Annotated in this window: 21 protein-coding genes; 5 read left to right on the forward strand and 16 right to left on the reverse strand. The window is 60.1% G+C overall.

Features of this window, described 5'->3' with window-relative positions; translation table 11 throughout:
- The first annotated feature begins 2 nt into the window (after window positions 1–2).
- A complete protein-coding gene (locus tag AWR36_RS14695) occupies window positions 3–1,730 on the forward strand; it encodes a SulP family inorganic anion transporter (protein WP_067086641.1) in 1,728 nt (575 codons plus the stop codon).
- Window positions 1,731–1,759: 29 nt separating this feature from the next.
- On the opposite strand, the gene AWR36_RS14700 is transcribed toward AWR36_RS14695, so the two are convergent.
- The 7 genes from AWR36_RS14700 to ahpC form a co-directional block, all read right to left on the reverse strand.
- Window positions 1,760–2,584, reverse strand: a complete 825-nt coding sequence (locus AWR36_RS14700) for an alpha/beta fold hydrolase (RefSeq protein WP_067086646.1) — start codon at window positions 2,582–2,584, stop codon at window positions 1,760–1,762.
- An 81-nt stretch (window positions 2,585–2,665) separates the two neighbouring features.
- On the reverse strand, window positions 2,666–3,709 hold the full coding sequence (locus AWR36_RS14705) for an alkane 1-monooxygenase (RefSeq protein WP_231745358.1): 1,044 nt from the start codon (window positions 3,707–3,709) through the stop codon (window positions 2,666–2,668).
- 211 nt (window positions 3,710–3,920) lie between these two features.
- On the reverse strand, window positions 3,921–4,499 hold the full coding sequence (locus AWR36_RS14710) for a YceI family protein (RefSeq protein ID WP_067104738.1): 579 nt from the start codon (window positions 4,497–4,499) through the stop codon (window positions 3,921–3,923).
- Between the two features lie 700 nt (window positions 4,500–5,199).
- Window positions 5,200–5,409, reverse strand: a complete 210-nt coding sequence (locus tag AWR36_RS14715; RefSeq protein WP_067086658.1) for a cold-shock protein — start codon at window positions 5,407–5,409, stop codon at window positions 5,200–5,202.
- Between the two features lie 374 nt (window positions 5,410–5,783).
- A complete protein-coding gene (locus AWR36_RS14720) occupies window positions 5,784–7,106 on the reverse strand; it encodes a M28 family metallopeptidase (protein ID WP_096866676.1) in 1,323 nt (440 codons plus the stop codon).
- A 300-nt stretch (window positions 7,107–7,406) separates the two neighbouring features.
- Window positions 7,407–9,005 carry an alkyl hydroperoxide reductase subunit F gene (gene ahpF, locus AWR36_RS14725; protein ID WP_067086665.1) on the reverse strand — a complete coding sequence of 533 codons (1,599 nt, stop codon included), beginning with the start codon at window positions 9,003–9,005 and terminating at the stop codon, window positions 7,407–7,409.
- 86 nt (window positions 9,006–9,091) lie between these two features.
- Window positions 9,092–9,658 carry an alkyl hydroperoxide reductase subunit C gene (ahpC, locus tag AWR36_RS14730; protein ID WP_067086670.1) on the reverse strand — a complete coding sequence of 189 codons (567 nt, stop codon included), beginning with the start codon at window positions 9,656–9,658 and terminating at the stop codon, window positions 9,092–9,094.
- A 241-nt stretch (window positions 9,659–9,899) separates the two neighbouring features.
- On the opposite strand from ahpC, the gene AWR36_RS14735 reads away from it, so the two are divergent.
- From AWR36_RS14735 to AWR36_RS14745, 3 genes are all read left to right on the forward strand, one after another.
- The gene (locus AWR36_RS14735) at window positions 9,900–11,216 is read left to right on the forward strand and encodes a DUF2157 domain-containing protein (protein ID WP_067086674.1); all 1,317 of its coding nucleotides are present in this window, start codon (window positions 9,900–9,902) and stop codon (window positions 11,214–11,216) included.
- Window positions 11,213–11,746, forward strand: a complete 534-nt coding sequence (locus AWR36_RS14740) for a GDYXXLXY domain-containing protein (RefSeq protein WP_067086677.1) — start codon at window positions 11,213–11,215, stop codon at window positions 11,744–11,746. The genes AWR36_RS14735 and AWR36_RS14740 overlap by 4 nt, the downstream gene beginning before the upstream one ends.
- 78 nt (window positions 11,747–11,824) lie before the next feature.
- A complete protein-coding gene (locus tag AWR36_RS14745) occupies window positions 11,825–12,433 on the forward strand; it encodes a CPBP family intramembrane glutamic endopeptidase (protein WP_067086680.1) in 609 nt (202 codons plus the stop codon).
- Here AWR36_RS14745 and AWR36_RS14750 read toward each other — a convergent pair.
- The 8 genes from AWR36_RS14750 to AWR36_RS14785 all read right to left on the reverse strand — a co-directional run bounded on the left by AWR36_RS14750 (window position 12,402) and on the right by AWR36_RS14785 (window position 21,782).
- The gene (locus tag AWR36_RS14750; protein ID WP_067086683.1) at window positions 12,402–13,004 is read right to left on the reverse strand and encodes an exopolysaccharide biosynthesis protein; all 603 of its coding nucleotides are present in this window, start codon (window positions 13,002–13,004) and stop codon (window positions 12,402–12,404) included. The two genes, AWR36_RS14745 and AWR36_RS14750, sit on opposite strands and share 32 nt — an antisense overlap.
- Window positions 13,005–13,123: 119 nt before the next feature.
- On the reverse strand, window positions 13,124–13,696 hold the full coding sequence (locus AWR36_RS14755; RefSeq protein WP_067104730.1) for a Tll0287-like domain-containing protein: 573 nt from the start codon (window positions 13,694–13,696) through the stop codon (window positions 13,124–13,126).
- Window positions 13,697–13,924: 228 nt separating this feature from the next.
- Window positions 13,925–15,295, reverse strand: coding sequence for an MBL fold metallo-hydrolase (locus AWR36_RS14760; RefSeq protein ID WP_067086690.1), 1,371 nt, complete (start codon window positions 15,293–15,295; stop codon window positions 13,925–13,927).
- A gap of 162 nt (window positions 15,296–15,457) precedes the next feature.
- Complete coding sequence (locus AWR36_RS14765) at window positions 15,458–18,622, reverse strand: efflux RND transporter permease subunit (protein WP_067086695.1); 3,165 nt, start codon at window positions 18,620–18,622, stop codon at window positions 15,458–15,460.
- A gap of 26 nt (window positions 18,623–18,648) precedes the next feature.
- Window positions 18,649–19,794, reverse strand: coding sequence for an efflux RND transporter periplasmic adaptor subunit (locus tag AWR36_RS14770; RefSeq protein WP_067086699.1), 1,146 nt, complete (start codon window positions 19,792–19,794; stop codon window positions 18,649–18,651).
- A gap of 131 nt (window positions 19,795–19,925) precedes the next feature.
- The gene (locus AWR36_RS14775; RefSeq protein WP_067086702.1) at window positions 19,926–20,573 is read right to left on the reverse strand and encodes an NAD(P)H-binding protein; all 648 of its coding nucleotides are present in this window, start codon (window positions 20,571–20,573) and stop codon (window positions 19,926–19,928) included.
- Between the two features lie 135 nt (window positions 20,574–20,708).
- Entirely contained in the window at window positions 20,709–21,137 is a 429-nt protein-coding gene (locus AWR36_RS14780; protein WP_067086705.1) for a DUF4174 domain-containing protein, read from the reverse strand.
- A 93-nt stretch (window positions 21,138–21,230) separates the two neighbouring features.
- Window positions 21,231–21,782, reverse strand: a complete 552-nt coding sequence (locus tag AWR36_RS14785; protein ID WP_067086707.1) for an NUDIX hydrolase — start codon at window positions 21,780–21,782, stop codon at window positions 21,231–21,233.
- 465 nt (window positions 21,783–22,247) lie between these two features.
- Here AWR36_RS14785 and katG point away from each other — a divergent pair, with 465 nt between their 5' ends.
- Window positions 22,248–24,425 (forward strand): catalase/peroxidase HPI, encoded by a 2,178-nt coding sequence (katG, locus tag AWR36_RS14790; RefSeq protein ID WP_231745362.1) that lies wholly within the window; start codon window positions 22,248–22,250, stop codon window positions 24,423–24,425.
- 120 nt (window positions 24,426–24,545) lie between these two features.
- On the opposite strand, the gene AWR36_RS14795 is transcribed toward katG, so the two are convergent.
- The gene (locus AWR36_RS14795; RefSeq protein WP_067086716.1) at window positions 24,546–24,968 is read right to left on the reverse strand and encodes a DUF2784 domain-containing protein; all 423 of its coding nucleotides are present in this window, start codon (window positions 24,966–24,968) and stop codon (window positions 24,546–24,548) included.
- Window position 24,969 lies beyond the last annotated feature (1 nt).

Here is a 24,969-nt window from a genome sequence, read left to right on the forward strand (position 1 = left end):
CGATGCAATCTCTGGCTAAATTCCTACCCATTAGCGGCTGGCTGCGGGACTACGACCGCACGGTCCTGAGCCGTGACCTGATGGCGGCTGTTATCGTCACTATCATGCTGATTCCCCAGTCCCTGGCTTATGGCCTGCTGGCCGGGGTACCGGCAGAGGTGGGGCTGTACGCCAGTATCGTGCCGCTGCTGGCCTACGCGGTGTTCGGTACCAGCCGGACGCTGTCTGTGGGTCCGGTAGCCGTGGCGTCATTGATGAGCGCCGCGGCCCTGAGCGAGGTGGCCATTCAGGGCACCGCAGATTACCTGGTGGCGGCGGCAGTGCTGGCACTGCTCTCCGGTTTGTTCCTCACCCTGATGGGCCTGCTGCGCCTGGGCTTTCTCGCCAATTTTCTCTCGCATCCGGTGATTTCCGGGTTTATCACCGCATCGGGAATCCTGATTGCCCTCAGCCAGGTACGGCACATCCTCGGCATTGGTTCTGATGGTGATACGTTGTTGGAGCTGCTGTCCGGTTTGTTAAAAAATGCCGCGCAGTTGAATGTTTACACCCTCATTACCGGGCTCGCGGTGATCGCTTTTCTCTACTGGTCCCGCAGCGGGGCCGCCAGGTTACTGCGCGGCTTGAACCTGTCTGCGCATACTGCCGGCCTGGTGACCAAGGCAGCGCCGGTACTGGGGGTGGTGGCCACCATTGCCGCTGCGGTGCTGCTGGACTTCGAGGGCCGCAACGTGGCGCTGGTGGGGACAGTCCCCGCTGGCCTGCCCAGTCTGCATCTGCCCACCATCGATCTGGCTCTGATCGAGACACTGCTGCCAGCAGCGATCATGATTTCTATTATCGGCTACGTGGAGTCGGTGTCCGTGGGTAAAACCCTCGCGGCCAAGCGACGCCAGCGTATCGATATGAATCAGGAGCTCGTTGGCCTGGGGGTGGCGAATATCGGTTCCGGCTTTTCCGGTGCTTTCCCGGTGACCGGAGGCTTTTCCCGCTCGGTGGTCAACTTCGATGCAGGTGCGGAAACCCAGATGGCCAGTGTTTTCACTGCGGTGGGGATCGCACTGGCTTCTATTTTCCTGACCCCATTCCTCTACTACCTGCCCAAGGCCACACTGGCGGCCACGATCATCGTAGCCGTGTTATCACTGGTAGACTTTTCCATCCTGAGAAAAACCTGGCGCTTTTCCCGCAGTGATTTCTTCGCGGTACTGATCACCATCGTGGTGACCCTGCTATTCGGTGTGGAGGCCGGGGTGACCTGTGGCGTGGCAGCGTCGATTGGACTGTTCCTGTTTCGCACTTCCAAGCCCCATATTGCCGAGGTGGGGCTGGTCGAGGGCACGGAGCATTTTCGCAATATCAAGCGGCATAAAGTGCTGACGGTGCCGGAGGTGCTCACTATCCGTGTGGACGAGAGCCTGATGTTCTCCAATGCGGCGTTCCTGGAAGAGCGCGTCTACAGTGACCTGGCCAATAATGACCGGGTGCGCCAGGTGATCCTGATGTGCAGTGCGATTAACGAAATCGACTGGAGCGCACTGGAAGTGCTCGAGGCGCTCAACGATCGGCTGGGTGAGCTGGGTATTACCCTGCATCTATCCGAAGTGAAGGGGCCGGTGATGGATTCACTGCAGCGTACCGGTTTCCTGCAGCATCTTACGGGCAGGGTCTACCTGACCCAGTATCAGGCCTTCAATGAGGCGCGGGAGGCAGTGGCGGCAGATTCCTAGGCTGTTGAAACCGTTGTTTTCAGGGTCTGCTACGTGGCCACGGCTTTGCTTCGTGGGCTGGACTGAAGCTCGCCCAGGAAAGTGAGCATCGCCCCGGTGACGGCCTCCGGTTGTTCCAGTGCGGAGAGGTGCCCGGAGCGGGGAATTTCAATCAGTGATGCCCGGGGCAAAAGCTTCGCAAGCTCCCGCGAGTAGGCCGGTGGTAGCGCCTGGTCCTCTTTCCCAACGATAACCAGAGCGGGCTGTTTTATGTCGCCGAGCCGGGATTGCAGGGCTTCCCGGCGAGAGAGCGCTGAGACACCCCGGGCAATAGTGGGGAAGGGCACAGTGGCCAGCCGATTTCTCCACTCCTCTACCAAGCGCTCGTTGTGAGTCAGCGTATAGCGACCAAACATCAGCTTCAGAACCTGTGGTAGAAAGGGCCGGATACCAAAAATTCGGGCTGCCAGCACCATGGCGTGGTAGCGCAGTTTTTTCAGCGGCCGCTCGGCGCCGGCGTGGGTGTCCAGTAGCAGCAGCCCTGTCACACGTTCCGGTGCTTTCAATGCGGCCCGCAGGCTGATCATGCCCCCGATGGAGAGCCCGGCCCAGGCCGCGCGCTCAATTCCCTCCGCATCCAGGACCGCCAGTACATCGTCCACCAGGTCATAGATGCTGATCTCTCGTTCAATGGGACCGGAGGCCCCGTGACCGCGAAGGTCCACGGTGATCACCTTGTGTTCGCGGCTCAACGCTGCGATTTGTGCCTCCCACATGGCGCTGGAGGCGAGGAAGCTGTGCACCAGTACGATGGCAGGTCCACTACCGGTCACCGTGTAATGGAGCTGTACCCCCTCGCGTTCAATGCTCGCCATGGTTGTTGTTCCTTGCTCTGGGAATTTCCTGCTGTCTGGCTGATCACGGCATGACATGGCCGCAGCTTGGTCGACGCGCCATTATTTTGCAGCGGATGGTTCAGGGTTTTTCGCAGTGTCTGCGAGCGCGTCCAGCCTGGGGTGCATAACCCGATACCACAGCGGTGGTATACAGGCCAGCAGCATCATGCCGGGGTAGCCGGTAGGCATCTGCGGACTGTGTTCGTGATGGCGCAAGACAGGGTATTTGCGGCTGGCGCGAAAGTGATGATCGGAGTGGCGGGATAGCTCGAACAGGGTCATCCGCCCGATCGTATGGTTGGAATTCCAGGAGTGGACCGGCATGACCCTTTCGTAGCGGCCGCTCTCCACCAGGCGACGTTGCAATCCGTAGTGCTCGATGTAATTGATCGTCTCCAGCAGCAGAATGCCGAGCACTGCCGCGGCAATAAAGCAAAGTGCGGCCTTGAGTCCGAAGGCGAGTGCGATCAGTAAAACGAAGGCAATCTGTACCAGCTGGAAAACCAGCATCTGGTTGTGCGGGCTGAGCCAGCGTTGCCCCCGCTTATTCAGTCGTCGCATTTCCAGCTGCCAGGCGGAGTGGTAGCCGTCGCGGATAGAGCGCAACCAGAAAGGGTAGAGGCCCTCTCCGAGCCGGGCACTGGCGGGGTCCTCCCCGGTTGCGACCCGGCGGTGATGGCCGCGGTTGTGCTCGATAAAGAAATGCATGTTGAGTGAGGTGAGCAGCAACAACTTGGCCATCAGCTGCTCGTGTCGGGAGGTGCGATGCCCCAGTTCGTGACCGATATTGATACCGAAGCTGCCGCACATCAGCCCCATGGAGGCCACCGCGCCGATGAGCTCTACGCCCTGCAGGGAGGGGACAACGAGCAGGAAGCAGAGCAGCACCCCGAACTGGATCGGCAGCGCCAGGTAGAGCACCCAGTCAAACAGTGGGTTTTGCGCAGCTTGTTGCTCCTGGTCCGCGGTCAGGTTGTCGGTGGAGGCAGGAAGTACCAGTTCCAGCAGGGGTAACAGTCCGTACAGGTACAGCAGGGGTATGAAGAGCCAGAATCCCTGCAACCAGAAGCCTGCCAGCACCAGGGCAGGCAGGATGAAGGCCATAAGGTATCGGAGTGGACGGGTGCGCATCACTGAGTCTCCCGGCTGCTATGCAGCAGCTCGCCTTTTTTCTATATTTTTATAGCCAGAAAATCTGGTGGAACACAGTGTCCATTAAGGCGGATAGTGATCCGGCAAGCAATCGCTGATGCCGAGGTTGCGATGCATTTGGCGCCAAGTTACCTGAAAGCGCCACCATCCGATGCGGGTGGACTTATTTCTCGTCAAAGACCAGTTTGACGGTCACCGGAACCACAGGACTGATGGCATCCAGTCCGGCAACTTCCCGCAGTTTGTCGACGCCCTCGAGGAGCTGGTAGTCACCGGCATTGATCACCACCGGTTCCACAGTGTTCACAAGCATCTGATCCCCACTCAGGGCAGTGACCTGCAAGCGTGCGGGTTCCTGATGGGTCACGTCCCGCAGGGCCAGGGTAATGTTGGTCTCGATAACGGTCGTCTGCCCAGGCTGCAGTTGCCGCAATTTCTCGATATCAATCTGTGCCGTAACACGTGCTTCGGCAAACTTGGTAGTCTCGAACAGCAGCTTGCGCATGCGTTCATCCCGAATCGGTATCTTGGTATCTACCTTGGCAAGCGGAATGGTAATGCTGGCTTTGCCCTTGGTGTCGAGTGCGCCTTGCAGTTCTCTGAAGTTGTTAATTTCTGCGACAGATTGCTTTTTCACGGTCAGAAACGTGATTTCTGAGGCGTCGCTGTCGAGTATCCATTCCGCATGGGAGGGAGCGGAAGTCAACAGCAGCAGGCCGAGCAGGAAGTATCTGGTGAGCATGAACATGTGTCCTGGGACTGAATGAGCAGTTTTGCCTTGAGCTTGAACCTTAAGCTGGAATAAGTGTAGATCGGCTAGCCAAGCCCCTATAAGCCCAGTTGGGTCCAGTCGGGTTAACAGTGAAGGTGGCGGCCAGTGTCGACTGCGCCAGTCACATTATCATGAGCGACCGGCTTGGATAAACGTGCCCTTGGCCGATTCCTGCGGGCAGGTTGCCGGTGATCACTCAGGTACTGCAGTGTGCGTTGCTTCAGGCTAGTGCCAGTGACTTTATTTTTCCAAGTCAGGATCGCAAGCCTGTATTACAGCTTCTGGATCGAAAGCTTCTCAACTAAGGGATCGCCCGTGGTGGATATGGTCGGCGCTGGACATCTGAGTTCCAGACCGGGTTGGACTGATTTTTCCATCAACCTGCGGGCGGCTTTTTCATCTACTGGTCAGAGTGGCATCGGGCCAGCCGGACGCAGGCGATCTTGTAGCGACAGAACGACGGGTCGGGCCGATCTCAGCTGGCGGCCTGCTTGATGGGGCGGGAAGGGTTCACAGGGAGGCGGTGGGTGGGTGAAAGCAGTATCAGGCAATTTGGGGGAGCAGTGGCCATAAAAAAAGCAAAGCGGCTGCTTTGCTTTCTTCTGCGCCTCGTGAGTGGGCGCTGATGCAGACTGCACAGCTCCAATGGGAGTGTGCAGTCGATCGTCACTTAGACGATGGTAATGTTCTCGGCCTGCAGACCTTTCGGGCCTTTTGCAACGCTGAACTCTACCTTTTGACCTTCTACCAGGGTCTTGAAGCCCGGCTGGGAGATCGCGCTGTAGTGCGCAAATACATCTGGGCCAGACTGCTGCTCAATGAAGCCGAAGCCTTTGGATTCGTCAAACCACTTTACGGTACCGGTAACTGCGTTAGACATAAAATAAGTCCTCTAGGGATAAATAATAAACGGTGTCCCGAGAATCGGGGGGTAGCCGGAAAACTGGCTGATATTGCGGTGCTACAGAACGAGGATTATGACTAATGCTTCGAAACCGGAGTGGTCAACAGGAGCTGATTTTCTAGCTGCAGTCAGTGTATAGAGGTTGGTTAATAAGTCAACAACTCTTTTCGCGCCATCTCCGGGGAGCAGGTGTTCCCCCCGGGGGCAGGCATAGGGGATGAACAAGGACAAAAGGGGCCGCCAGAGAAAAGAGAAGCTGCATCCTATTGGTGATTTGCCGGCACTACGGGATCCCGGTAGGGGCCGGGATCCGTGCAGTCCACAGGCGGCGCAAGCCGTTTCTCGAGGGATTATTGATTCCGGTGCGGATAAAAGTCCCCTGCCGGCCCGGGGAATACCACCGGACTTTCGAAGCCCTCCTTGCTGACCGCGGCCACACCGAAGAAATAATTGTCGATCACGATATTCTCCAGCGTGTACTCGTCCACCTTGCCGACGAAGCGGCTGTTGGTCCAGGTTGGTTCGCTGGTCAGGCGCCAGTAAATTTTATAGCCGGCCAGGATCTCGTCATTCCGGTCCCCAACCGCTTTCCATTTCAGGGTGGTATCGGGGGACACTGCGCCCTCGATGGTGACATCCGCGGGCGGCGCCGGGGCCTTTGACAGCGCCGCCATGGTGAGTGCATTGAGGCCGGTCAGCTTGGCCGCGTACTGGAAGTTCACCCCATCGATCACATCCCCGTAGCGAATGCCATTCTCGGTGCGGAGGTCCTGGTGTTGGCGGTTATAGTTTTCGTTGGTTTCCATAATTCGCACACCGGGGTAGCCCAGGTCATTGAAAGGGCGGTGGTGGCCGCCGCGACCGAAGCGGTCAAGGCGGTAAATCATCATCACATCCAGGTTGGGGATATGCTCTTCGGCGATGCGATGCACGTAGCGCCCCAGGTTGCGCGACGGGGAGTCCACCTCGCCACCGTAGAAGCGCCGCGCGCGGGCCTCTGTTTCCGTCTCGTCCATACGGGTACCCTCCATGAATACCCGCGCGGTAGTGTTGTTGATGACACCGTTGATGCCCTCGATATTTCCGATCATGTCGTTGTTCAGAACACCGGTAATACGCCAGCCATCCGCCTTGGCCTGCGCCGCCATGATCTTTCCACCGAAGAGACCCTGCTCCTCGCCGGAAAGCCCGGCATAGACCACGGAACCGGCAAATTTGTGTTTGCTCAGGACCCGCGCGGCTTCCAGCACACCGGCCAGGCCGGAGGCATTGTCATTGGCGCCGGGGGCGTCAGAGGTATGGTCCATGACGTCGGACACCCGGGAGTCGATGTCCCCGGACATAATCACGTAGCGGCCGGGATCTTTCTCGCCGCGCTGGATCGCGATCACATTGACCACCTCGGTGCGCTCGGGGATGCGCTTTTCACCCTCGATAAAGTCAGACTGGTAGGAAACCTCCAGGCAGTCTCCACAGGCGGCGCTGATGCGCTGGAACTCCTCGTACACCCAGCGCCGCGCGGCGCCGATGCCGCGGGTTTCGGAATCTGTCTCCGAGAGCGTGTGGCGCGTGCCAAAGCCCACCAGGGTGCGGATATCGTCCTCGATCCTGTCTGCGGACACGTCTTGCCGGATCTGCTCCAGCAGGGACGTATCGGTGCCCGGTTGGGACATTACCGGCGCACTGAACAAAACACTCAGGACAAGTGCAGGGGTTAGGGAATGGGGACGCACGATTGACCTCCGCTCGGGCATTGTTATGACTGTTCTGGTGTCATGCTAACGCAGATCGACACCGTCGTCTTTGCTGGCGGCCAGACCTGCTCCTGATGAGATCGTCTCGATCCGGGTACGGGGTTGGGACACGCTCCCCGGCAAAGTGATGCGAATTTCCAGACGCTGCCGGAGCGCTATATGAACGCCGTGACAGCTGGAAAATACAAAAAGGCCGGAACGAGTCCGGCCCAGGGGGGATCAGGCGCTTACGGCAAGCGCCTGTTGGGGGGCGGGTTCACTGCCTTCACCGTCCACCGAGGCGCGAATCAGATAGTCGAAGGCACCGAGCGCAGCGGTTGCACCGGCACCCATGGAGATGACGATCTGCTTGTACGGCACTGTGGTCGCATCGCCAGCGGCAAATACACCGGGAATGGAAGTGGCCCCGCGCTCATCGATCTGGATTTCGCCCATGGGGTTCAGCGCTATGTCACTTTCACGCAGGAATTCGGTATTGGGCACCAGGCCGATTTGCACGAAGACACCGGCCAGTTCCACGTCCCTGCTGTCACCGCTCACCCGGTCGGTGTAGCGCAGGCCATTCACTCTGCTGCCGTCACCGAGGATCTCGGTGGTCTGGGCATTGGTGATGATGTCCACGTTCTCCATCGAGCGGGCCTTGCGCACAAGCACGTCGTCTGCGCGCAGCGTGTCGGCGAATTCCAGTACGGTGACATGCTTTACGATGCCCGCCAGATCAATGGCCGCCTCGATACCGGAGTTACCACCGCCGATCACCGCCACATGCTTGCCCTTGAAGAAGGGGCCGTCGCAGTGGGGGCAGTAAGCCACACCCTTGTTGCGGTACTGCGCTTCGCCAGGGACACCCAGTTCGCGCCAGCGGGCGCCGGTGGCCAGCACCACGGAGCGGCTGGCAAGTGTGGCACCACTCTGCAGTTCCAGTTCAAGCAGTTTGTTGCGCTGGATTGCTGCAGCGCGCTGCTCGGTAATGATATCCACACCGTATTCCTTTACGTGCTGCTCGAGACCCGCGGAAAGCTTCGGCCCCTCGGTGTAGGGCACGGAGATGAAGTTCTCGATTCCCACGGTATCCATTACCTGACCACCAAATCGCTCGGCGACGAGGCCTGTGCGGATGCCCTTGCGCGCAGCGTAGATGGCGGCAGCGGCACCGGCGGGGCCACCGCCGACGACCAGTACATCGTAAGGTTCGCGCTCGTTCAGCTCGGCGGCCTTGCGTTCGGCGGCGCCGGTGTCGATTTTGTCGACGATTTCCTGCAGAGTCATACGGCCCTGGCCAAAATGCTCGCCGTTCAGGTAAACCGATGGCACCGCCATGATGTTGCGTTGTTCCACCTCATCCTGGAACAGGGCACCATCGATCATTTCATGGGTGATGTTCGGATTCAGGGTCGCCATCAGGTTCAGCGCCTGCACCACGTCCGGGCAGTTCTGGCATGACAGCGAAATATAAGTTTCAAAATGGTATTTCCCCCCCAGCTGGCGGATCTGCTCCAGCAATTGCGGCTCGGCCTTGGATGGGTGGCCGCCGGCCTGCAGCAGGGCCAGTACCAGGGAAGTGAATTCATGGCCCAGAGGGATGCCGGCGAAGCTGACCCGGGGTTGCTCGCCGGCCGGCGCAATGGCCATGCTCGGCGTGCGCGCGGCACTGCCCTGGCGGGTTTCAATTCTTTGCGAGAGCCCGGCGATCTCGTCCGCCAGGGCTTCCAGCTCCATTGATTTGGGGCTGTTGTCGCTGGACACACGGATCTCGATCGGATTGACGATATTCTGCAGATAGGTGTCCAGCTGTTTCTTGAGGTTTGCATCCAACATCGGTGTGTCCTGCCTGTATTCGGGGTAAAAAGGGCCCACCCGAAGGCGGGCCGGAAGGATGGTCTGTCAGGAGACGCGTTTCGGCTTTAAATCTTGCCGACCAGGTCCAGGGAAGGCGCCAGGGTTTCCTCGCCTTCTTTCCACTTGGCCGGGCAGACTTCGCCGGGGTGCGCTGCCACATACTGGGCGGCCTTGATCTTGCGCAGCAGGTCTTCAGCGTCGCGGCCGATCCCGCCGGCATTGATCTCGACGATCTGGATGCGGCCTTCCGGGTCGATCACGAAGGTACCGCGGTCAGCGATGCCTTCTTCTTCGATCATCACACCGAAGTTGCGGGTGATGGTGCCGGTGGGGTCGCCGATCATCGGGAACTGAATCTTGCCGATGGTTTCAGAGGTGTCGTGCCACGCCTTGTGGGTGAAGTGGGTATCGGTGGATACGGAGTAGATCTCCACACCCAGCTTCTTGAACTCGTCGTAATTGTCGGCCAGGTCACCCAGTTCGGTGGGGCAGACGAAAGTGAAGTCTGCCGGGTAGAAGAACACCACGGACCACTTGCCCTTGAGGTCGGCATCGCTGACGTCGAAGAAGTCCCCGGACTGGTAGGCTTTGGCCTGGAAGGGTTTGATTTCGCTGCCGATATAACGAGACATAAAAGGCTCCTTGTTGAGAATGCGTTGTGTTGATGTCTGGTACGGGGAAAATACTATTGGCTGCTTTTTATTAATTAAAATAATCAATTTTAATGACTTTGATTGATACGGGTTATCAAACCACTGCTGGGCCGGCAGCGCACGCGGCGGCCTCTGGCGTTGCGGACCGGGGACTCAGTGCGGATACTGCTCTGCAGCGGTCCCGATACGCCGGAATCGTGAATCTGCAGGGATGTCGAGCATGCGATTGATTCGCTTACTGAAAGGAGAGCTGGCACGGGAGGCCGCCGAGTGGGTCGAGGAGGGCCTGATCAGCGACGCCCAGGCGGAGGGCATCTGTCGCCGCTACGGGGCTGATTACCACGCCATTAACAGCCGTGCGCAGGGGTATGCCGTTCTGGTAGGGCTCGCTTACCTGTTCCTGGGGCTGGCATTGATCACTGTGTTGGGCGCCAACTGGGAGGAGATTCCCCGCGCCCTGCGCATGGGTGGGCTGGTGCTGCTCACCGTGTCTACGCACCTCGCCGCCATCCTCCGCTACGTTCATGGTGACCGGCGCGCTGGTATCGGGCTGATGCTCCTCGGTAACCTCTTCTACGGGGCTTCGATCATTCTGATCGCCCAGATCTATCACCTGGGCGAGCATATGCCGGACGGGCTCTTCTGGTGGGCGCTGGGTTGCCTGCCATTCGCCCTGATCACCCGTAATCCCTGGCTGTGTTTACAGGCCAACCTCCTGGCACTGGTCTGGTTTCTGCTGGAGGTCTTTAACGGCTACCTGCCGGGCCTTTTCCCGCTGTTCTTTCTCTCATCGGCCTATGTGCTCTGGCGGGGGCCGCAGAGTGCACTGCTGATGCTGGTGGCAGTGGCGAGTGCGGGTTTGTGGGTTGAGTACGGGCTGTCGTGGCTGTGGGGAGATGGCGCTTCCGGGCTGTTGTTTGATATACACCCGGAAAACCTGTTCGTCGCTGCCGGCCTCTTCCTGCTGTTGTTCGCGTTCAGTCACTGGTTGTCGCAGCGACAGGATTCCAAGCCACGGGATTATGCCGCGCTGCTCTCCATCTGGAGTTTGCGTTTTGCGTTGCTGTTTATGCTGGTAATGAGTTTTGCCCGACCGTGGCGGGCGCTGCTCGAGTACGACTGGCAACATCAGCTGGGGCTGTGGACTGTCCAGTTGTTGCTCGGCGCGGCTACGCTGTGGTTGGCCTATCGGGCGGGGCGCCTGTTGTCAGTGGCATTACTGTTTGCCGCATTGCTGATCGTGCAAATTGCCCTCATCTTCGATGGCAACCCGGATCACGCAGTTGCCTTCCAGTTGGTGGCCAACTTTGCCCTGCTGGGCACCGGTATCTGGCTCATCGTGCGTGGCATCACTAACGGTATTTCCCATTATTTCTTTCTCGGGGTAACCGCCATACTGGCTACGGCCTTCCTGCGCTATGTCGATCTCATCGGGGACTACCTGGGCGGTGCTGCGCTGTTTACCCTGTTCGCTCTGCTGCTGATGCTGGCCGCCCGCTTCTGGAGGCGGGTGCGTGAGGGGGAGGGCAGCCTGTGAAGCAGCTCAATGGTCGACAACAGCTTGCACTGGCCGCCGCGTTACTGTTCCAGTTTCTGGTACTGATCGGTATGGTCGTCACCGCACAGGTGCCACTGTGGACCGGGCAGGAGATCCGTATCGAGACCATACCCGTGGACCCGCGCTCTCTGTTTCGTGGCAATTACGCACGTCTCCAGTATGCCTTTTCGGAGCTGGATACCGGGGTATTCGGGCAAGACAGGCCACTACGTAATGGCGAGGTGGTTTATGTCTCTCTCACGCCGGACAAACAGGGGCTATATCGATTCGCAGGGGCAAGCCTGCAGGAGCCCGAAGACGGCGTTTTCCTGCGCGGGCGGGTCTCCGGTCAGTGGTGGCGCCGGGAGGGTAATGTTTACCGTATTCGCTACGGCATTGAAGCCTTCTTTGCGCCCAAGGAAAGAGCCCTGGCCCTGGAGAGCGAGCTTCGCGAGGGTGGGGTGGCCGTCCTGCGGGTGTCTGCCTCCGGGCGGGCGCGGCTCGAGCGGGTTATAGGCGGTGTGGATTGACGCTTCAGAACGGGCATCATCGTGCACTGGCACTGACTGGCACTGCTAGCCGCAAATAAAAACAATCAGGGACTAACCATGCAGAACAGCCATCTATCGGCGGCGCGGGTATTCCGCATTGCGCTGCTTTCCCAGGCCGCACTGTTGTTGCTGGCGCTCGGCGGGCTCTGGCTGACCGAAGTGGAGCGGCCGGCTGCCCGGGGCAGCGAGGTCAGCTGGATACTGACGGGTGCGCTGGCAGCACTGGCGACTTACGCCCTGGCCGTTTTCCTGACCAGGCTGCCCGGTTCCCTGGGCTCGGCGTTGCGGCGTCTGTGTGCGTTGCTGCATCCTCTTTTTGCCGGCTGTTCCTGGGGGCAGATTGCTGTGCTGGCTACTGCAGCGGGCATCTGCGAAGAATTGTTTTTCCGGGTTTTCCTGCAGAACTGGCTGGCGGGATTGGTGAGTCCTTGGTGGGGACTGTTCGCCGCGTCGGTGGTTTTCGCCCTGTTGCACTTCGCCTCTGTACTGTACTTCACCGTGACACTGGTTATGGGATTACTGCTGGGCTGGTTTTACTGGTCCACCGGCAGTGCACTGGGGGTGATGGTCTGGCATGGCCTGTATGACCTGCTGGCAATCGGGATGCTGGCCAGGTACCCACACCTGTTGGGCATCAAGCCGCAAAATACCCTGAGAGCAGGCTAAACAGAATCAGGGCCGCAGTGAGGCCGGTCAGGACGAAGGCAATGATAGCCAGCAGCCCGTCCTGGGCCACCAGCGCCAGCCCAAAGGTGGTGAGCGCTACCCCCGCCAGGGACGCAGAGAAGGGCACCACCTCCATCACCGGCAGCGCCAGGGCAATCACGACACAGATGGTGGCGATCACGTAGGTCCCGGTACGGTGCACCAGGAAGCGAAATCGGGGCCGCAGCCAGCGGTCGCTCACTTCAGCAGGGCGCTGCAGGAAATGCAGAGCCCGCTGCAGGCTTTTCTCCGAGATGGAACGTCTCAACAGCCATTGGGGTAACCAGAAATAGTGGCGCCCCAGCAGCAGCTGCACGGCCACCAGTAAAACCAGGATGGCCATGATAGTGGGTACACCGGGGATTCCGCTCAGGGGCGAGAAGAGGATCAGCCCTACGAGCAATAGCAGGGGGGCAAACGAGCGTCGTCCCACCGCGCGGATAACCAAACTGAGAGTGACCCGCTTCTGTGACGCGGCTTCCCGGCCAATGTGCTCCAGCATTTGTTGCAGGCTGGTGAATTCCTGGGGCATGAGTGCATCTGGTTACAAAATGGAGCCGCCATTCTACTGCGCGTAGGGGCACCGGGGGCAAATCTGTTTTGTTGCACTCATGGAAAGCGCCGCCGGCGTTTCCGGGAGTGCACCGGGGTCTATTCCCCGGAAATCACCCTTTCCAGTGTGAAGGCTCCCCGCAGCTCGCCCAGCTGATAGCCCCGGGCTTGGTCATTGGGGTACAGGCTATCCAGTTTCTGTGCCACTGCGGGCGCCAGCTCGGTGCCATGGCAGACAAGGCAGGGTCCCTGTACCGGGATCGCCTTCATAAAACGCTGTACGCTCTTGCCGTCGCGCTGTTCAGTGGTGGCGGCTTCGAGGGATGCCATGGATTCGCCGGCGTCCAGGCGAGCCTGGAATTGTTGCAGTTGATGGCGTTCCCAATCGTCCGGGCTATTGGCCGGGTTCCGCACTTTCAGGCTGGTTCTGGCTACCTGCCAACCGGTCTCAGTGGAAATCTGCTCTGTCAGGGGCATGGCCTTCAGGTTACAGACCGAGATTGCCTCAACCGGCCCGCCGCGCTTCATCGCAGAGACCAGCTCCTGTTTCAGGGTTTTCCCCAGTGCCAGTGAGGCCTGGCGGGCCTGGCCAATCGCGATCCCTGACTCGTCGGCCCACGCGTTTCCAATGACGCCCAGTAACAAAACAGTAATCGTTAGAGGAAATTTCATGGGGGAGTCTCCTTTACAACCCGGTGGGGGGCGAATGCAGTAAGAATACCAGCGTCACGTCGAAAGAAAACGCTGCCCGGCGCGCACCCCGGGCGCGAGTATTCCAGCGGGGCTCAGGCCCACAAGGTGAGTCACGGCGAGGCGTGCTGTGGGCTGTCTTTAACGGGGTGACGCACGGTTTTTCAGTGCCGAAGCGCGCCACTCCAGCACACTCCGCCGACAGGTCGTTTACTCGATTACGGAATTCCCCGAGGCCTTCCAGGCCCCCATGGAGCCGAGAAATACATCCACATTCTCAAATCCGGAACGCTGCAGGATAGAAGCGCCGATGGTTGCGCGGGCGCCGCTGGCGCACATGACGGTATAGTGGCCGCCCTTGGGGAGTCTTTGCAGTTGCTCTGGCAGGTGGCCGAGGTAAATCGTTGTTGCACCCGGAACCGTACCCTGCTCGACCTCCTTCTTACCGCGCACATCCAGCAGCTGCCAATCACGGTCTTCACCTTGCACGCGCGCCTTTACCGTGTCCGCATCGACCACGGCGGTACTGCTAAACGGTCGTGCAGCCGCCGCCCAGCCGGGCAGGGCAGTGTTGAGAAAACCGGGCACCCGGTCAAAGCCGATTCGCGCCAGGTGGCGGGCAGCCGCCTGCGCCTGACTGCTGCTGTCGGCGACCAGCACGATCTCATCCTCCGGGTCTAGAAACCAGCCGGCGAAGGCGGGGATCATGTCACAGGGGATAGCGAGGCTGCCGGGTATATGCGCGCCGAGGTAGGCGGTAACACCGCGGACATCGATCACCTCGGCCTTCTCGATCAGGCGATAAAAGTCATCCGCATCCAGGACCGGTGGTGTCACGACCCGGGCCGCGGGCGCGCTGCCATCCAGGTTGAGCTGCTCCATATTGCGGAAATAGGGCGGCTGCTCGTGATGTTCCGCCACCTTTTTCTCGATGAATTTCTTGCGGTCGCCGATTTGCAGCATCGGGTTGTATTTGCGCTCGTAACCGAGGGTGGAAAAATCCCGATCGGCCATGTTGTCGCCACAGACGGACCCGGCGCCGTGGGCAGGGTAGAGAATGGCCTGGTTTCCCAGAGACAGGATCTTTTGCAGACTGTCGTACAGGAGGCCCGCCACTTCTTCCTTGCGATCCGGATAAAAGTCTGTGCGCCCTACATCACCGACAAAAAGTGCATCGCCGGTAAAGACGCCGATGGCCTGATCGCCAAAATCCTGGTCGTAAATGGCAAAGGAAAGACTGTCGTCAGTGTGGCCGGGGGTCTCCAGCACCTTCAGGCGCATCGACCCGAAGGTGAAATCATCTCCCTCACGCACTGTGTCCGCATAAGTGACGTCGCCAGCGGGGTTGGGGCCGTGATGGACTGCGGCGCCTGTCAGCTGGGCGAGGATGGGGGCGCCGGAGATCAGGTCCTCGTTGCGGTGGGTTTCGAAGATATGGGTGATACGGCAGCCTTTCTCCCGTGCCTTCTCGGCATAGATCTCACAATCACGGCGCGGGTCGATGACAGCCGCTTCGCCGCCATCGCCGATCAGATAAGAGAGTTGAGCGAGACCGGGGGACTTGATGGATTCGACAAACATCGCATCTCCTTCTTGTGGGACAGGGTGATCGGGGAGAGGGCGCTTTCATCCTCTCAATCCTCTTACCTTAGTCCTTGATGGCGCCAACAGGGAATTCAACCCCCTTGGCGGGGTCGATCCTGCCGGGGGAATTGCCGCGTCAGTGGTGGCGACTGCACCGCTTTACTCGTCGCTGGCCGATACCGCTTCCTCACCCTGCAACCGCTGATGCCAGTTGAGGGCGATCACAGTGAGTGCAGGCAGCATGGTGAGCGTGACCAGAGTGGCACCGATAATGCCACTCATCACAATGACGCCGACGCCGCGATAGAGCTCGGTACCAGCGCCGGGCAGGAAGACCAGCGGAGCCAGTCCGCAGATGGTGGTGATACTGGAGATAGCGATGGGCCGCAGTCGTGAACTGACCGCTTCCCGCACCGCCTCGACGGGAGATTGCCCCTCCTCCTTAACGTTGCCGATGGCCCGGTGCACGATCAGGATCGGGTTGTTTACCACTGTGCCCATCAGGATCAGGAAGCCCAGCATGGAGATCATGTCGAACGGCTGATGGAAGCCTTCGAAACCCATGCCGCGCAGCACCGCACCGATCAGGTTCATCAAGGCCAGTCCGGCAATGCCGCCGGCGATGCCCAGCGGAATCGTGGTCATGATGAGCAGCGGGTAGCCCCAGTGGGAAAAGATGGCCACCATCAACAGGTAGACAATCAGCAACGCCACCACGTAGTTGCTGCTCAGGGACTCGCGGGTGGCGTCAAGCTGGTCGGCCGCGCCGGAAATGGTCAGGCTCACGCCTGCCGGCACCTGGCCGGTGTCTTTCAGGTGTTGCACCAGTTGGCTGCGCACCCGCTCGACACCGGTTTCCAGGGCCACCGAGCGGGGTGGGATGATATTGAGCGTGACAGTGCGGCGGCCGTCCACCCGGCGAACCGTGCTGGTGTCTACCGTCTCGATGGTCTGTGCCAGTTCGGACAGTGGTAATACCGTGCCCACCGGTGTGTAGATAAAAATATTCTGTAGCGTATCGACCGTAGCCGCGGGTCCCTCGCGGTTGTACAGATACATATCGATCTTGTCGTCGTCGAGGAAAAACTCGTTGACGAAAGCTCCGTCGGTCAGGGCGGCGACGGTAAAACCGATATCCTCTGCGGTCATTCCCACCTCGGCGGCCCGGTCCCAGCGCGGTCGTACCTGCAGCAGGGGCTGGGCCAGGGCCAAGCTGGAGGGCCGGGTCTGGATGCTGGGATTGTCGAAGATTTCCTCGGCGCGCCCATAGGCCGCCCTGGCGACCTTGTACAGATCGGCGAGGTTAGGTCCGGAAATGTCCAGGTTGACACTGCGGGTGCCGCCATCGTTGCTGCTGATGATCGAGCCCCGGGCGGCAAAGGCGCGCATGCCGGGGTAGCTCTCGTATTTGTCGACGATGGCTTGCATCAATTCGTCGATATGGCGTGGGTCTTTGCTCTCGGAAATGATGCGGATACTCTGGGGCGAGACCCGCATATTGATGTACTTCATCGCCGGCACCGTGGCCTCGCCTCGGTCAAAGGCCCGGGGCTCGTCTTCCACAAACGGCAGAAAGTATTCCTGCAGCTCTGCGGCAATGGCTTCCATGGTGTCCAGGTTGTATCCCGGGGGCGCATTCATGGTGGCAAAGGTTTTGGCTTCCTCGCCCTCCGGGAGGTATTCCGCCGGTGGTGTCAGTAAAAACACAATGGCGAGGCTGGCCACAACCGTAATACCGATGCAGTAGAGCCGGCGGGCGGGGGTGGCAATGAGCCAGTCGATTTTGTCCAGCACCGAGTTCCGCAAAACACTGTCGGGATGCTTGAGTACGTCCTCGCCACCAAAACCCAGTCGTGCCGCCGCGGTGGGGATCACGGTAATGGCCACCAGCATGGAGGTGAGAATGGCAGCAGAAATGGCGATGGCGATATCCGAGTAAAGCTGTCCCGCTTCCTCGGCGATGAAAACCACCGGCAGAAACACCATGACGGTGGTGAGCGTCGAGGCCAGTACCGCCGGCCACACTTTCTGTACGCCGGCGATGGCCGCCCTGACCCGGTCGAGCCCCCGGCGCCGCTCCAGCTCGATGCTCTCCAGCACCACGATGCTGTTATCCAGCGTCATGCCGATAGCGAAGGCGACACCGGCGAGGGAAATGACATTGATGGTGCGGCCGGTGATCAGCAAGCCGATAAACGCCGCAATGGTACAGATGGGGATGCCCACCACACCCAGCGCCGTGGCCCGCGGGGAGCGCAGGAACAGATACATGATGGCGGTGGCCAGCAGGGCACCGATCAGCAGGTTCTTCCACACATTGAATACCGAATCCTGCACATAGCCCACGTCATCGGCAGTCAGGTCCAGGTCCATCCCCTCCGGGTGCAGCAGCTCGGTGTTGATCCGCTCCACTTCCTTCATCATGGCGCGCTTGATGGCGATCACGTTGGAACCGCTCTCCCGCCTGACGGAAAGGCCGATCACCGGCAGGCCGTCCACATAGGAGTTACTGCGGATCTTGAAGTGATCCAGGCTCACTTCCGCCACGTCACCCAGCCGCACGATACCGTCGCCGGTGCGCTCCAACACCATCTGCCGCAAGTCGTCCAGGTCCTGGAAGCGGCCCAGGGTCCGCAACAGGTAGCGTCGTTTGCCGCTCTCCACTTCACCGCCGGAGACGTCGCGGTTGCGCAGGGCGATGGCCAGGCGCACGTCGTTGAGGGTCAGGTTTCGCTCCGCCAACCGCTCCGGAATCAGGCGGATCTGGATCTGCCGCTCGGCGCCACCCCAGACACCGATTTGCGAAACGCCGGGTACACCGGACATGCGCGGGCGCACATTGTCCTCGACAAAGTCCCGCATCATGTCCATGTCCAGGTTGCGGGGGTTGCCCGGCAGCGGCGAGATGCGGAAGTACATGAAGGCATTGGCCGAGAACGAGGTGGCGTAAACCCGCGGCTCATCCACATTGAGCGGGTAGCGGGGCACCTGGGTGAGAGCGTTGTTGACGCGGATCAGGGTCTCGGTAATGTCCACGCCGAAGGGAAATTCCAGCTCGATCTCTGCCCTGCCCAGGTCCGCGGTGGACTGCATCTCCTGCAGGTAGGGAATATTGCGCAGGTACTCTTCCTGCTCGATCAGGATTTCCTTCTCGATATCCTGGGGCGTGGTGCCGGCCCAGTTGGTCTGGATGGTAACGGTGCGCACCTCCAGATCGGGAATCATCTGCACGGGAATCCGCAGGGCCGCCACCACACCCAGGATCACGATGATCAGCGCGGTGACCGTTACCAGGATGCCATTGCGGATAATCTGTTCGAACATGGGGTTAGCGGTTCTCTCCCGGAAGGTCAGCCCTTTGGTTCTGCGCCCGGTTGGGGGGACGCCTGCTCGAGGGTCACCTGCTGGCCATCGCGCAGGCTTTCGTTACCACGGGTGACCACAATTGTGTCGGCTTCAAGGCCCTGCTTGATTTCCACCAGGCCATCGAAGCCGAGTCCGGTAGTGACGCTTTGCTCGCGCACGGTGGTGGTCTTACCCCAGGCGGCGGATTGGGCCACCCAGACGGTGACCCGGCCATCCGGGTAGCGCATCACGGCGTCCCGAGGCACCACAACCGCACTGCGCTCGGTACCCAGGCGCAGGGTGGCGGATACCGACATGCCGGCAATCAGCTCCGGCGTGCGCTCGCCGGTGATTTCGGTGCGCAACAGGAATGTGCGTGCACCACTGCGGCTCAGGGGAACCTTGTGCAGGACGCGGGCGGGAAAACGCTGCTCACCGCTGGCGTCGAATTGCAACTCCAGGGGCGTCTCTGTGCCAATGCGGCCATAGAAACGCTGCGGTACCTCGAAGTCGGCGCGCAGGCGGCGGGCGTCCACCAGCTCGAACAGAGCGACCCCGGGCTCAACCCATTCCCCCAGTTCGGCCATGCGTTGCGCAATGGCACCGTCAAAGGGCGCGCTGACCTGGTGGCGGCGCAACAGGGCGGACTGGCGCTCGGCCTCGATCCGCGCTGCCCGCAACTCGGCTTCGCGGATACGCACTTCCGAGGTGAGCGCCAGAACCTCGGTTTCGGAAATGTAATTGTCGCCAACCAGGGCCTGGGCCTCACCCAGACGGCGGCGACTGTCCGCCAGGGCCTCCCGGGCCTGCTCCACTTCGGCGAGCGCGGCTTCCCGTGCGATACCGTTGAGCTCCGGATCCAGCTCCAGCAGCGGCGCGCCCGTCTCGACACGGTCTCCGACATCCACATGCAGCTTGTTGACCAGCCCGGGTACCTCCACGGAGAGCATGGCCTGGCGGGGTGGTGTGAGCGTGCCGTTCACGGGGATGGTTTCGATGACGGGGCGTTGTGTTGCCGCGACTGCCTGTACCGTCACGGCGCGCTGATCTTCCTGCGCGCGGGCCTGGGGCAGCGCAAGGCCCGCAGCCACCAGTATCACGGTGATCGCGCACAGCGGTTGTGCAAGCAACAGGATGCAGAGGCGCAGCATCGGTTCCCGTTATGATTCGTTATCACGGTATGGCTGCCACTGGGCGGCAGCGCGGCCAGCGTAAGTCTAGCTCTCGTGAATCACTGTACCGGATTGCTGCAGGACCGGATCATCGGGCGGCGCGCTTTCCCTCAGTCAGGGAACACCTCATCGAGGATGAACACCTGCTTTGCCGGCCCCTTCTCAGTGCTTACCTGCAACATTTTTTCCGCCACCTGGGCACCCCGAATGGGGCGGTAACGGCGCAGGCCGGGCAGGGCGCAGATCGCCGGCAGGATCCAGCTGCCGAGCTTCTCGCCCACCCGCACATGGTCACGGTCGCCGAGCAGCAGGGACGGGCGAAAGACGCTGATACGCGGGAAGGGCAGCCGGGAAACCGCGTCTTCCAGCTCTCCTTTCATTTTCAGGTAGGCGTTGCGGCTACTTGCATTGGCACCACTGGATGAGACCAGCAGGTAGTGTTCTACCCCTGCCCGTGCAGCCAGTCGCGCGGCCTCAAGCTGGTAGTCCACATCCACTCTGCGTTGCGCCGCCAGTGAGCCGGCCTGTCGCCGCGTAGTGCCCAGGCAGGAGAACAGCATGTCCGCATGGAAAAGCGCGGCATGGTCCTGCAGTCGCTCGAAATCCACCACTGTGTTTTCGACCTTGGGGGAGGGGTGGGGCATTGGTCGCCGTGTCAGCGTCACCACTTTGCTGAAATGGGCCGACCCGGCGAGCTGGTTGGTCAGGTGGGTGCCAATGAGTCCAGTGGCCCCGATGATGAGTGCTTCGCTTGCCATGATCGAGTGGATACTTCCTGTCTATGCCGGGTGGACTTGGAACAAGCAAGTCAATGCCCCCGGTGTCTATCTTTTTAATCGGTTGATGATTTTCTCAAACCCCGGCGGGCAGGAATAGCCTTGGTCGAGTCATTGTTACTCAGCTTGCCTGCGCATTTCCTCCCTGCGCATTGGCATGCTGTCAATGAGGGAGAAGATGGCCTCCAGATCCAGTGACCTTGCGCGGGCCTTGACGCCACCATCCTTGCCGATCAGGACGACATTGGTCCCCTGATCCGCAAAATAGCGCTCGAGTATGTTGGGGGTGAACTGCTTCGAGACTGTCCCCGCATGATTCGTTCTGATCCCCTCTGCGGTGATCAGAAACCAGAGCAGGTGACGTTCGGAGATTGCGGTTTCGGCTGCGCGCAGTTGATGCTCGGCATCAGGTGCGGCCTTCGGGCTGCGTACAAGCAGAATGCGATTCTGCCATTGCAGGGGGGAGAGGTTTTCCATTCCTTCGTCTTCAGCGTTGCCCGCCTGGGCCAGCAATAAGCATAGGGTGGTAAAGACCAGTGACTTCACTGAACAGCTCCCGTATTGCATCGACAGGGAAGAGAGAGAAGACCTTGCGGCGACCGCAGGTGCCGAGGATTCGGGGCATCAGGGACGAGACCATTACGGCTCGACAGACCGGTCTTCTTTGGTGGTCTGGTTAAGATAGCGTCGAATATATGGTTTGTGGGGGTAGAGGATATCCTCCGGCAGGGCGTCCCGGTCAAAGAAGCGGAAATCTGCAATTTCTGCGTCGCGGATGCTGATCTCGCCGCCCTGCAGGCGGCCGCGAATCGCGATATTGATAATCTCAGACCTGGGTACCTTGGTGACCTCGAGCACCTCGAAATCCTCGAGTTCAATGCCCATCTCCTCGCGCAGCTCCCGCTGCGCTGATTCCTCAAAAGACTCGTGCCGATCCATCCAGCCCCCGGGAAGCGACCACTTGTCCTGGTAGGAATGTTTCACCAGCAGCAACTGATTATCCCGTTCGACGAAATAGATCATGCCCACCACGAACTTGTCGGCCACGGTATAAGAGATATCCCAGCGGACGCTGGGGGAGAGACGACGATAGATTTCGTACTTGAGACCCGGAAAGAGGAAAAAGACCAGGGCGGTGAGTAATCCCAGCAGGAACAGGGCGAGGGCCGCTTTTTTTAGGAGAGAACGCATCTGTCCAGACTTTCCCGCTGTAAGGGTGGTCGATCAGAGTCCAATGGTAGCAGGATCGCGTTGTAAGCGCTGCCAGCAATGAACTACCCCCGAGCGTGAACCCCATTGCCACCAGGGCCGCAGAAGTGAAAAGCGCCGCGCTCCCGAGTTGGCCGACGGACAGATATAGCGATTCGCTCAATTGTTATTCATTTTTTGCCGGCAAACGCAGATTGGCGGCTGAGCCCTCCCGCGCGGCGCCTGTCTCTACCCCTGCAACCGCCAGCGCAAAATATCTCGTATATCTTAGTGCTTACCCTGCTTTCATTCCGTTCGGGAGACGACCCCATGAGGATAAAAACTATTCTCCTCTGTGCCGCACTGGCGCTGTCCGCATCGATACCGCTCACGGTGGGCCTGGCCCAGGCTCAGGAACAGCCTCCACTTGAAGCCACCGGCAACCCGGAAGGGCCTGACAAGGGCCGCATGGAGGGACAACCCAAATCCAACCAGTTCTGGTGGCCGGACCAGCTGGATCTCTCCCCGCTGCGCGATCACGGTCCTGAGTCAAACCCCCTGGGTGAAGACTTCAACTATGCCAAGGCCTTCAACAGCCTCGACCTCAAGGCGGTCAAGAAGGATATCGAGACCACTCTGAAGACGTCCCAGGACTGGTGGCCGGCAGATTACGGTCACTACGGACCGTTGATGATCCGTATGGCCTGGCACAGCGCGGGTACCTATCGTATCGGTGATGGCCGTGGGGGTGCTGGCGGCGGCCAGCAGCGTTTTGATCCCCTCAACAGCTGGCCCGACAACGCCAATCTCGACAAGGCCCGTCGGCTGCTCTGGCCAATCAAACAGAAGTACGGCGATGCGCTTTCCTGGGCGGACCTGATGGTACTGACCGGTAACGTGGCGCTGGAGTCCATGGGCTTCAAAACCTTCGGGTTTGGTGGTGGTCGCGAGGATGACTGGGAACCGGACCTGGTCTACTGGGGCCCGGAGACCGAAATGCTGGGAGACAAGGGCCGCTTCAAAGGCAAAAACAAGCTGCAAAACCCCCTGGCCGCCACTGTGATGGGGTTGATTTATGTGAACCCAGAGGGGCCCAACGCCAGTGGTGACCCAAAAGCCGCGGCTGAGCGTATCCGCCTGTCTTTTGGCCGCATGGCTATGAACGATGAAGAAACGGTGGCCCTGATTGCCGGTGGTCACGCCTTCGGTAAGAACCACGGCGCGGTCAAGGCGGACTGTATCGGCCCCGAGCCTGCGGCGGCACCTATCGAAGAGCAGGGCTTCGGCTGGAAAAACAAATGTGGCGAGGGCAAGGGCGCGGACGCGTTTACCAGCGGCCTTGAAGGCGCCTGGACCGTAACCCCGATCCAGTGGAGCAACAACTACCTGCAGAACCTCTTCAATTTTGAGTGGAAGCAGGTCAAGAGCCCGGCCGGCGCGATACAGTGGATTCCCAAGGATGCCAGCGCGGCTAACCTGGTTCCCGACGCCCACGATCCCAACAAGCGCCATGCGCCAGTAATGCTGACCACGGATCTGTCTCTCAAGGAGGATCCCGCCTACCGCAAGATTTCCGAGCGCTTCAAGAACAACCCGAAGGAACTGGAAGAGGCATTCGCCAAGGCCTGGTTCAAGCTGACCCACCGGGATATGGGACCGAAGTCGCGCTATCTCGGCCCGGAGGTGCCCAAAGAGGATTTGATCTGGCAGGACCCCGTTCCGGCGGTGGATCACAAGCTGCTTGGAGACGGCGACGTGCAGCAGCTGAAGACCAGGATTCTCCGCTCCGGGCTGACAGTGCCGGAGCTGGTACGCACCGCCTGGGCCTCCGCGTCGACTTTCCGCGGAAGCGACCTGCGCGGTGGTGCCAACGGTGCCCGTATCCGTTTTGAGCCGCAAAAGAACTGGGCAGTGAATAATCCGCAGGAGTTGAGCAAGGTACTGACAAAACTGGAAGCCATCCAGCAGGACTTCAACAAGTCTCTCTCAGGCGGCAAGAAGGTATCCCTGGCCGATGTGATCGTTCTGGGTGGCTCCGCGGCCATCGAGGAGGCCGCGAGGAAAGCGGGGCACAATGTGAAGGTGCCGTTCAACCCGGGCCGCACCGACGCAACACTGGAAATGACCGATGTTGAGTCATTTAACTGGCTGAAAGTGAACGCTGACGGTTTCCGCAATTACTATGGCAAGGACAGCATGGCGTCCCCGGCAGAGGCACTGGTAGACCGGGCAGATCTGCTCACGCTGACTGTTCCGGAAATGACCGTACTGGTCGGCGGTATGCGTGCCCTGGGTGCGAACACGGGGGGGTCCCGGCACGGCGTGTTTACCGATAAACCCGGCACCCTGACCAACGACTTCTTCGTCAATCTGCTCGATATGTCGACCGAGTGGAAGAAGTCATCAAAAGATGGGGGTATCTACGAAGGGGTTGATCGCAAGTCCGGCAAGCAGAGGTGGACGGCCACACCGGTTGACCTGATCTTCGGCTCCAATTCCGAGCTGCGCGCCGTCTCTGAGGCCTACGCCAGCAAGGGCAGCGAGGGCCGGTTCGTCAATGACTTTGTCGATGCCTGGGTCAAGGTGATGAATCTGGACCGGTTTGATACACCGGAGAAGCAGGGCAGGCAGACGGCAAGCAGGTAGCTTCCGCTCGCAGTATGCGACGACTCGAAGGGCGACCATTGGTCGCCCTTTTCTGTTCTGGCACAGGAAATCATCACTCCTGCTGGCCTAATTGCCAGGGCGCGGCAAGGATGATCCGGCTCATTGTCCCTGGTTTTTACCTCGAATAAACGGTCGAGGGCGTACCCAGTACCAACTGACCAGTACAAGCGCTCCAAACGCGGTGTAGCAGAGTACAAATACCCAGTCGGGGAAGCGGTAGTAGAGCAGGGTACCTAGCCAGTGGGCGATGAAACTGCCCGCGTAAACGGTATCGCCCGCGCGCTCCCGCAGCGCCATTTCCCAGATGGTCAGTGGACAGATGGCACCAAGCCATGCCTGCAGCACCACCACGCCAATCGCGGCCAGGTGCGCCAGCCTGAACCAGGGATTGCGTACCCAGCGCCAATTGCGTGTGTTTCCCACAAGAATCAACACAAGCCCGCATACCACGAATACAACGAACAGGAAGTGGGTAACGAGAATGAGGTCGGCCGCCAGTAGATAGAGCGCTTGCTGAGCCATT

This window comes from Microbulbifer flavimaris (assembly GCF_001641755.2).
GTDB lineage: Bacteria > Pseudomonadota > Gammaproteobacteria > Pseudomonadales > Cellvibrionaceae > Microbulbifer > Microbulbifer flavimaris.

Bases quoted from the DNA above. Each gene is read 5' to 3' on its own strand.
- AWR36_RS14695 (WP_067086641.1), top strand. From the start codon at position 3: ATGCAATCTCTGGCTAAATTCCTACCCATTAGCGGCTGGCTGCGGGAC.
- AWR36_RS14700 (WP_067086646.1), bottom strand. From the start codon at position 2,584: ATGGCGAGCATTGAACGCGAGGGGGTACAGCTCCATTACACGGTGACC.
- AWR36_RS14705 (WP_231745358.1), bottom strand. From the start codon at position 3,709: ATGGCCTTCATCCTGCCTGCCCTGGTGCTGGCAGGCTTCTGGTTGCAG.
- AWR36_RS14710 (WP_067104738.1), bottom strand. From the start codon at position 4,499: ATGCTCACCAGATACTTCCTGCTCGGCCTGCTGCTGTTGACTTCCGCT.
- AWR36_RS14715 (WP_067086658.1), bottom strand. From the start codon at position 5,409: ATGTCTAACGCAGTTACCGGTACCGTAAAGTGGTTTGACGAATCCAAA.
- AWR36_RS14720 (WP_096866676.1), bottom strand. From the start codon at position 7,106: ATGTCCCAACCGGGCACCGATACGTCCCTGCTGGAGCAGATCCGGCAA.
- ahpF (WP_067086665.1), bottom strand. From the start codon at position 9,005: ATGTTGGATGCAAACCTCAAGAAACAGCTGGACACCTATCTGCAGAAT.
- ahpC (WP_067086670.1), bottom strand. From the start codon at position 9,658: ATGTCTCGTTATATCGGCAGCGAAATCAAACCCTTCCAGGCCAAAGCC.
- AWR36_RS14735 (WP_067086674.1), top strand. From the start codon at position 9,900: ATGCGATTGATTCGCTTACTGAAAGGAGAGCTGGCACGGGAGGCCGCC.
- AWR36_RS14745 (WP_067086680.1), top strand. From the start codon at position 11,825: ATGCAGAACAGCCATCTATCGGCGGCGCGGGTATTCCGCATTGCGCTG.
- AWR36_RS14750 (WP_067086683.1), bottom strand. From the start codon at position 13,004: ATGCCCCAGGAATTCACCAGCCTGCAACAAATGCTGGAGCACATTGGC.
- AWR36_RS14755 (WP_067104730.1), bottom strand. From the start codon at position 13,696: ATGAAATTTCCTCTAACGATTACTGTTTTGTTACTGGGCGTCATTGGA.
- AWR36_RS14760 (WP_067086690.1), bottom strand. From the start codon at position 15,295: ATGTTTGTCGAATCCATCAAGTCCCCCGGTCTCGCTCAACTCTCTTAT.
- AWR36_RS14765 (WP_067086695.1), bottom strand. From the start codon at position 18,622: ATGTTCGAACAGATTATCCGCAATGGCATCCTGGTAACGGTCACCGCG.
- AWR36_RS14770 (WP_067086699.1), bottom strand. From the start codon at position 19,794: ATGCTGCGCCTCTGCATCCTGTTGCTTGCACAACCGCTGTGCGCGATC.
- AWR36_RS14775 (WP_067086702.1), bottom strand. From the start codon at position 20,573: ATGGCAAGCGAAGCACTCATCATCGGGGCCACTGGACTCATTGGCACC.
- AWR36_RS14785 (WP_067086707.1), bottom strand. From the start codon at position 21,782: ATGCGTTCTCTCCTAAAAAAAGCGGCCCTCGCCCTGTTCCTGCTGGGA.
- katG (WP_231745362.1), top strand. From the start codon at position 22,248: ATGGAGGGACAACCCAAATCCAACCAGTTCTGGTGGCCGGACCAGCTG.
- AWR36_RS14795 (WP_067086716.1), bottom strand. From the start codon at position 24,968: ATGGCTCAGCAAGCGCTCTATCTACTGGCGGCCGACCTCATTCTCGTT.